Annotated in this window: 7 protein-coding genes; 4 read left to right on the top strand and 3 right to left on the bottom strand. The window is 74.1% G+C overall.

Annotation, left to right across the window (positions count from 1 at the left end):
- Positions 1–93 precede the first annotated feature (93 nt).
- Entirely contained in the window at positions 94–765 is a 672-nt protein-coding gene (locus ACN6LD_RS35060; protein ID WP_445045276.1) for a VanZ family protein, read from the top strand.
- A gap of 31 nt (positions 766–796) precedes the next feature.
- On the opposite strand, the gene ACN6LD_RS35065 is transcribed toward ACN6LD_RS35060, so the two are convergent.
- Entirely contained in the window at positions 797–1,033 is a 237-nt protein-coding gene (locus tag ACN6LD_RS35065) for a hypothetical protein (protein ID WP_107445551.1), read from the bottom strand.
- 144 nt (positions 1,034–1,177) lie between these two features.
- On the opposite strand from ACN6LD_RS35065, the gene ACN6LD_RS35070 reads away from it, so the two are divergent.
- The 3 genes from ACN6LD_RS35070 (at position 1,178) to ACN6LD_RS35080 (ending at position 4,154) form a co-directional block, all read left to right on the top strand.
- Positions 1,178–2,218, top strand: coding sequence for a PHP domain-containing protein (locus ACN6LD_RS35070; protein WP_445045277.1), 1,041 nt, complete (start codon positions 1,178–1,180; stop codon positions 2,216–2,218).
- Between the two features lie 39 nt (positions 2,219–2,257).
- Positions 2,258–2,926, top strand: coding sequence for an HAD family hydrolase (locus tag ACN6LD_RS35075; protein WP_319194378.1), 669 nt, complete (start codon positions 2,258–2,260; stop codon positions 2,924–2,926).
- A gap of 280 nt (positions 2,927–3,206) precedes the next feature.
- Entirely contained in the window at positions 3,207–4,154 is a 948-nt protein-coding gene (locus ACN6LD_RS35080) for an SDR family NAD(P)-dependent oxidoreductase (protein ID WP_445045279.1), read from the top strand.
- Between the two features lie 146 nt (positions 4,155–4,300).
- On the opposite strand, the gene ACN6LD_RS35085 is transcribed toward ACN6LD_RS35080, so the two are convergent.
- Both ACN6LD_RS35085 and ACN6LD_RS35090 read right to left on the bottom strand, forming a co-directional pair.
- Positions 4,301–4,558 (bottom strand): hypothetical protein, encoded by a 258-nt coding sequence (locus tag ACN6LD_RS35085; protein WP_319194376.1) that lies wholly within the window; start codon positions 4,556–4,558, stop codon positions 4,301–4,303.
- Between the two features lie 149 nt (positions 4,559–4,707).
- Positions 4,708–5,176: ROK family protein (locus tag ACN6LD_RS35090; RefSeq protein ID WP_445045278.1), on the bottom strand; the 469-nt coding region annotated here is incomplete at its 5' end.

Here is a 5,176-nt window from a genome sequence, read left to right on the forward strand (position 1 = left end):
CTCGTGTCCGCCGCGGGCGAGAAGGTCGGCATCCTCGGGGTTTTCGTGGGTAATCGCCCTGTCACGCAGGGAAGTTGACTATTGGAGGACCGGATGGCCCGTGCAGCGCTTCGTCCGCTCACCGCGTTCCGCCCGCGCGGCGCCGAGGAGCCCGGCAAACCCGGAAGACCCGGAAAACGCTGGAAGCCCTGGAACAAGACCGAGACGCCTCCGCGGACCGGCGGGAATACCGCGAAGAAGACCGCGAAGAAGACCGCAAGGAAGACCGGCGGAAAGACCGCACCGGCGACCGACGCGAAGACCGGTCGGCCGCTGCCGTTCCCGCTGCGGCTGCTGGCCATGCTGTGCGCCTTCGCCTTCATGGTCGCGTTCGCCGTCGCGCTCGCCCGCGTCACGCTGGAGCCGTCGCCCGCCTCGGTGGCCCTGGTGCACTCCAACCTGCGGCCGGGCGACTCGCTGCGGGCCTATCTGGACCAGCCGGAACTGCGCGACGCGGTGAAGCAGATCGGCGGCAACCTCCTGCTGGGCGTGCCCTTCGGCGTACTGGTGCCGGTCGTCGCCCCCCAGGCCCGCGGGCTGCTGCGCGTGCTGCTGCTGACGGCGGCCGTCATGCTGCTGGTGGAGTTCGCCCAGGGCGCGCTGGTGACCGGACGCGCCTTCGACATCGACGACGTCATCCTCAACACGTCCGGCGCGCTGATCGGCTACCTGATCCTCGGCCGCCGGATCGGCCGTGCGGTGCACGCCCGCAAGCCGCGCGGGTGAGAGCGGGGCGGGGACGAGGACCGGACCGGCGTCAGTGCGGGTTCCAGGTGTACCTGTCCCCGCCCACCCAGCGCACCACGTCCGGGTCGTCGAGGTCGTGCACCGTGATGCCGTACGCGGCGGCGATCTCGAGGACGTCGGTCACGTCCCTGGCCTCGCCGACCACCTCGGCGTCGATTTCCACGATGCGGAAAGGAACGGCGGCGGGCTGCACCCCCAGCACCATGATCCGCGGTCGGGAGATACGGAGGCTCGCGATTTCGGTCATGACATAGAGGGTAGAGCGGAACCGATCGTTACGAATCATTCGATCACGGACATTCGATCACGGACATGAGGGCAGGGCGAGCGCTTCGTCTCCCCGACGTGCGGTCCCCGCGCGGGCGGGGAACTCTGGAGCCAGGAGGTGGCGATGGACCCCGTCGAGGCCCTGGACCGGATCGCCTTCCTGCTGGAGCGGTCGCTGGCCCCCACCTACCGGGTGCGCGCGTTCCGCACGGCGGGCCGCGTGCTGCGCGGGCTCCCCGCGGCGGAGGTCGAGCAGCGCTCGGCCGCCGGGACGCTGGAGTCGCTGAAGGGCGTGGGCCCCAAGACCGCCCAGGTGGTGCGTGAGGCGCTGGCCGGGCAACAGCCGTCGTACCTGACGAAGCTGGAGGACGAGGCCGGCCGGCCGCTCACGGAGGGCGCGGGGACGGGGCTGCGGGCGCTGCTGCGCGGAGACTGCCACGTCCACTCCGACTGGTCGGACGGCGGCAGCCCGATCGAGGAGATGGGCCGCACGGCGGCGGCGCTCGGCCACGAGTGGGCCGTGCTCACCGACCACTCGCCGCGGCTGACGGTGGCCCGCGGACTGTCGCCCGAGCGGCTGCGCCACCAACTGGACGTGGTCGAGGAGCTCAACGCGACCTGGGCGCCCTTCCGGCTGCTGACCGGCATCGAGTGCGACATCCTCGACGACGGGTCCCTCGACCAGGAGCCGGAGCTGCTGGAGCGGCTCGACGTGGTCGTGGTGTCCGTGCACTCCAAGCTGCGCATGGAGGCCCGGGCGATGACGCGCCGCATGGTCAGGGCCGTGCGCGATCCGCACGCCGACGTGCTCGGCCACTGCACCGGACGGCTGGTGGGCGGGCGCGGGCGGGCGGAGTCGGAGTTCGACGCGGACGAGGTGTTCGCGGCGTGCGCCGAGTCCGGCACTGCCGTGGAGATCAACAGCCGGCCCGAGCGGCTCGACCCGCCGCGCCGGCTGCTGCGCCGGGCGGTGGCCGCGGGCACGCTGTTCTCCGTCGACACCGACGCGCACGCGCCGGGCCAGCTGGACTGGCAGATCCTCGGGTGCGCGCGGGCCGAGGAGTGCGAGGTGCCCGCGGAGCGGGTCGTCACCGCCTGGCCGCTCGAGGACCTGCTCGCCTGGACGCATGAGGGCCGGACGCCGGCGGGAGTGGCGGACCGCTGAGGTGGTACCCGGCGGGTGGCTCGAGAGAAAGGATCCGAGATGACACGCGCCGCCGTGTTCGACGTCGACGGCACCCTCGTCGACACCAACCACCTGCATGTCGTCACCTGGTGGGAGGCCTTCCGGCAGGCGGGCCACCGGGTGCCGATGCACGCCGTGCACCGGGCGGTCGGCCTCGGTTCCGACGACCTGATCGCCCACCTGCTCGGCGAGGACCGGGACACGGACGGGGACGCGGAGCTCAGCGCCGCCCACAAGGCGCTCTACGGCCAGCACTTCGACCGGCTCCCGCCGCTGCGGGACGCCGGACGGCTGCTGCGCCGGCTGCGCGACGACGGCTGGACGGTGGTGCTCGCCACCTCGGCGAGCGGGTCCGAGCTGTCGGCCCTGCGCGGCGCCATCGACGCCGACGACGCCATCGCCGCGACCGCGAGCGCGGACGACGTCGAGGCGGGCAAGCCCTCGCCGGAGCCGGTGGCCCATGCCCTGGAGCTGGTCGGGGCGTCCGCCGAGGGGGCCGTGTTCGTCGGCGACACCGTGTGGGACATGCGGGCAGGCCGCCGGGCCGGGGTGCGCTGCGTGGGCGTCCTGTGCGGCGGCATCCCCCGCGCCGACCTGATGGAGGCGGGCGCGGAGACGGTGTACGACGACCCGGCCGACCTTCTGGCGTCCCTGCCCGCGAGCCCGCTGGGCCGGATCCCGGGGTGACACACGTCACCGCGCCCCGCCGTGGACCGGGGAACACCCATGGGTGGTTACCCGTTGAACAAACCGTGGGTGTGGACGGGACAGTGTCCCCGGGCCTCACCTTCTGCCCACAGGGACGATCGTCCGGCTGAAGCCCTGTGGAGCGTCTCGCCGAGAGGCGACCGCCGTGCGCACCCACGCTCAGACCGCCCCGACCGTGATTCCCCCGTCCGGTCGGGGCTCTCCTTTGCCCGGCCCGCCCGGGACGCACGGCGCTTGACTTCGAGCGCGCTCCCATTCGATCGGCTCGGGGTTCGACGCCCACAGCACCGCCGACGACGTCCTCGCCGGCGTCGACCTGACCGGACGGCTCGCGATCGTCACCGGCGGCTACTCCGGGCTGGGCCTGGAGACCACCCGCTCGCTCACCGGGGCCGGCGCTCAGGTCGTCGTCCCCGCCCGACGCCCCGACACCGCCCGCGAGGCCCTGGACGGCCTCGACGGCGTGGAGGTGGACGAACTGGACCTGGCCGACCTGGACAGCGTGCGCGGCTTCGCCGACCGCTTCCTCGCCTCCGGCCGCGCCGTCGACATCCTCATCGCGAACGCCGGCGTGATGGCCTGCCCCGAGACCCGTGTCGGGCCCGGCTGGGAGGCGCAGTTCGCCACCAACCACCTCGGCCACTTCGCCCTCGTCAACCGGCTGTGGCCGGCGATCGAGCCCGGCGGAGCCCGGGTGGTGTCGGTGTCCTCGCGTGGCCACCACTTCTCCGGCATGCGCTGGGACGACGTCCACTGGCGGCGCGGCTACGACAAGTGGCAGGCGTACGGGCAGGCCAAGACCGCGAACGTGCTGTTCGCCTGCCACCTGGACCGGCTCGCCCGCGACCGGGGCGTGCGGGCCTTCTCACTGCATCCCGGCGGCATCATCACGCCTCTGCAGCGGCACCTGCCCAAGCAGGAGATGATCGAGCGCGGCTGGATCGACGAGGAGGGCAACGTCATCGCCCAGGAGGGCTTCAAGTCTGCGCAGCAGGGCGCCGCCACCCAGACCTGGGCGGCGACCTCCGCGCAGCTCGACGGGATGGGCGGGGTCTACCTCGAGGACTGCGACGTCGCCGAGCCCGCGGGCGCCGACGACGAGCGCACCGGAGTCAAGGACTGGGCGACCGACCCGGAGCAGGCGGCTCGGCTCTGGGAGCTGTCCGCCGAGCTGACGGGCGTGAACGCGTTCTCCCCCCGGGGATAGCCGAGCCCACGTCACCCGCCCGCCGCGAAGGTGCGCGGATCGCGGGTGACGGGGCCTCGCCCCTGGAGCGGGCCACCCGAGCGGCCCTGAGCAGAGCGAGCGCGGCCATGTGCGGATCCGGGTCGGCCGATATCGAAGGGGGCCCCTCAGGCGGACGGCTCTTCGGGCACGGGCTCGTCGGACTGGTCGATGTCCGTGTGCGACGCACCCGGGGACGCGCCCTTGCGGCCGGTGCCCGTCTCGTCGGTGTCGGGGACGGTCCCGGCGTCGCCGGGCTTCGCCGGCCGATCCGGCCCGGCGACGTCCCAGGGGTCCTCCGCGTCCGCGTCGGCCTGCTGGTCCGGCAGGTCGCGCGGGACGGGTGCGCTGGTCTCGTCCGGGCCTTCGAGGCGGTGTGCGGCCACGACGGCCTCCCTTCGCGGTCGTGCCTGCCGGACGCCGTCCGTCCGGCAGCCACGCGAGTACCTCCCGGACGGCGGGCGAAACGTCGCGACGCAGCGGGGCCCCTCGGCGTCGGCACCGCAGCGGGGCCCCTCGGCGTGGCGCGGGCGCCTCAGCGTGGGGCGCGTTCCTCCAGCACCGTGCGCCACGCCGGCGCCGGGCCGGTGGGGACGGGGTCGGGGCGGCGGCCGCCGCGGGCGAAGAAGTCGGCGAGCGGGAGGATCGCCGCGCCGACGGTGACGGCGTCGGGGCCGAGCCGGCCGAGCTCGACGCTGACCTTCTGCGCGGGGTGGCGCAGGGCGTACGCGGTGGCGTGCCGGCGCACGGCCGGCAGGAAGCGGGCGCCGAGCTGGAGGCCGGCCCAGCCGCCGATGAGGATGCGCTCGGGCTGGAAGAGGTTGATCAGGTCGGAGAGGCCGGCGCCCAGGTACTCCGCCGTCTCCTCCAGCACCGCGAGCGCCACCGGGTCGGGGGTCCTTTCGCCGTCGGCGGTGTCGCCGCCCAGCGGGTAGGCGGCGGCGAGCATCGCCGTCAGCGCCGTCTCCTCGTCCACGCCCTCCGGCGGCCGGCCACCGGCCTCG

Source organism: Streptomyces sp. SAS_272, from assembly GCF_052543235.1.

Coding starts and splice junctions, on each gene's coding strand:
- ACN6LD_RS35060 (WP_445045276.1), top strand. CDS start 94: ATGGCCCGTGCAGCGCTTCGTCCGCTCACCGCGTTCCGCCCGCGCGGC.
- ACN6LD_RS35065 (WP_107445551.1), bottom strand. CDS start 1,033: ATGACCGAAATCGCGAGCCTCCGTATCTCCCGACCGCGGATCATGGTG.
- ACN6LD_RS35070 (WP_445045277.1), top strand. CDS start 1,178: ATGGACCCCGTCGAGGCCCTGGACCGGATCGCCTTCCTGCTGGAGCGG.
- ACN6LD_RS35075 (WP_319194378.1), top strand. CDS start 2,258: ATGACACGCGCCGCCGTGTTCGACGTCGACGGCACCCTCGTCGACACC.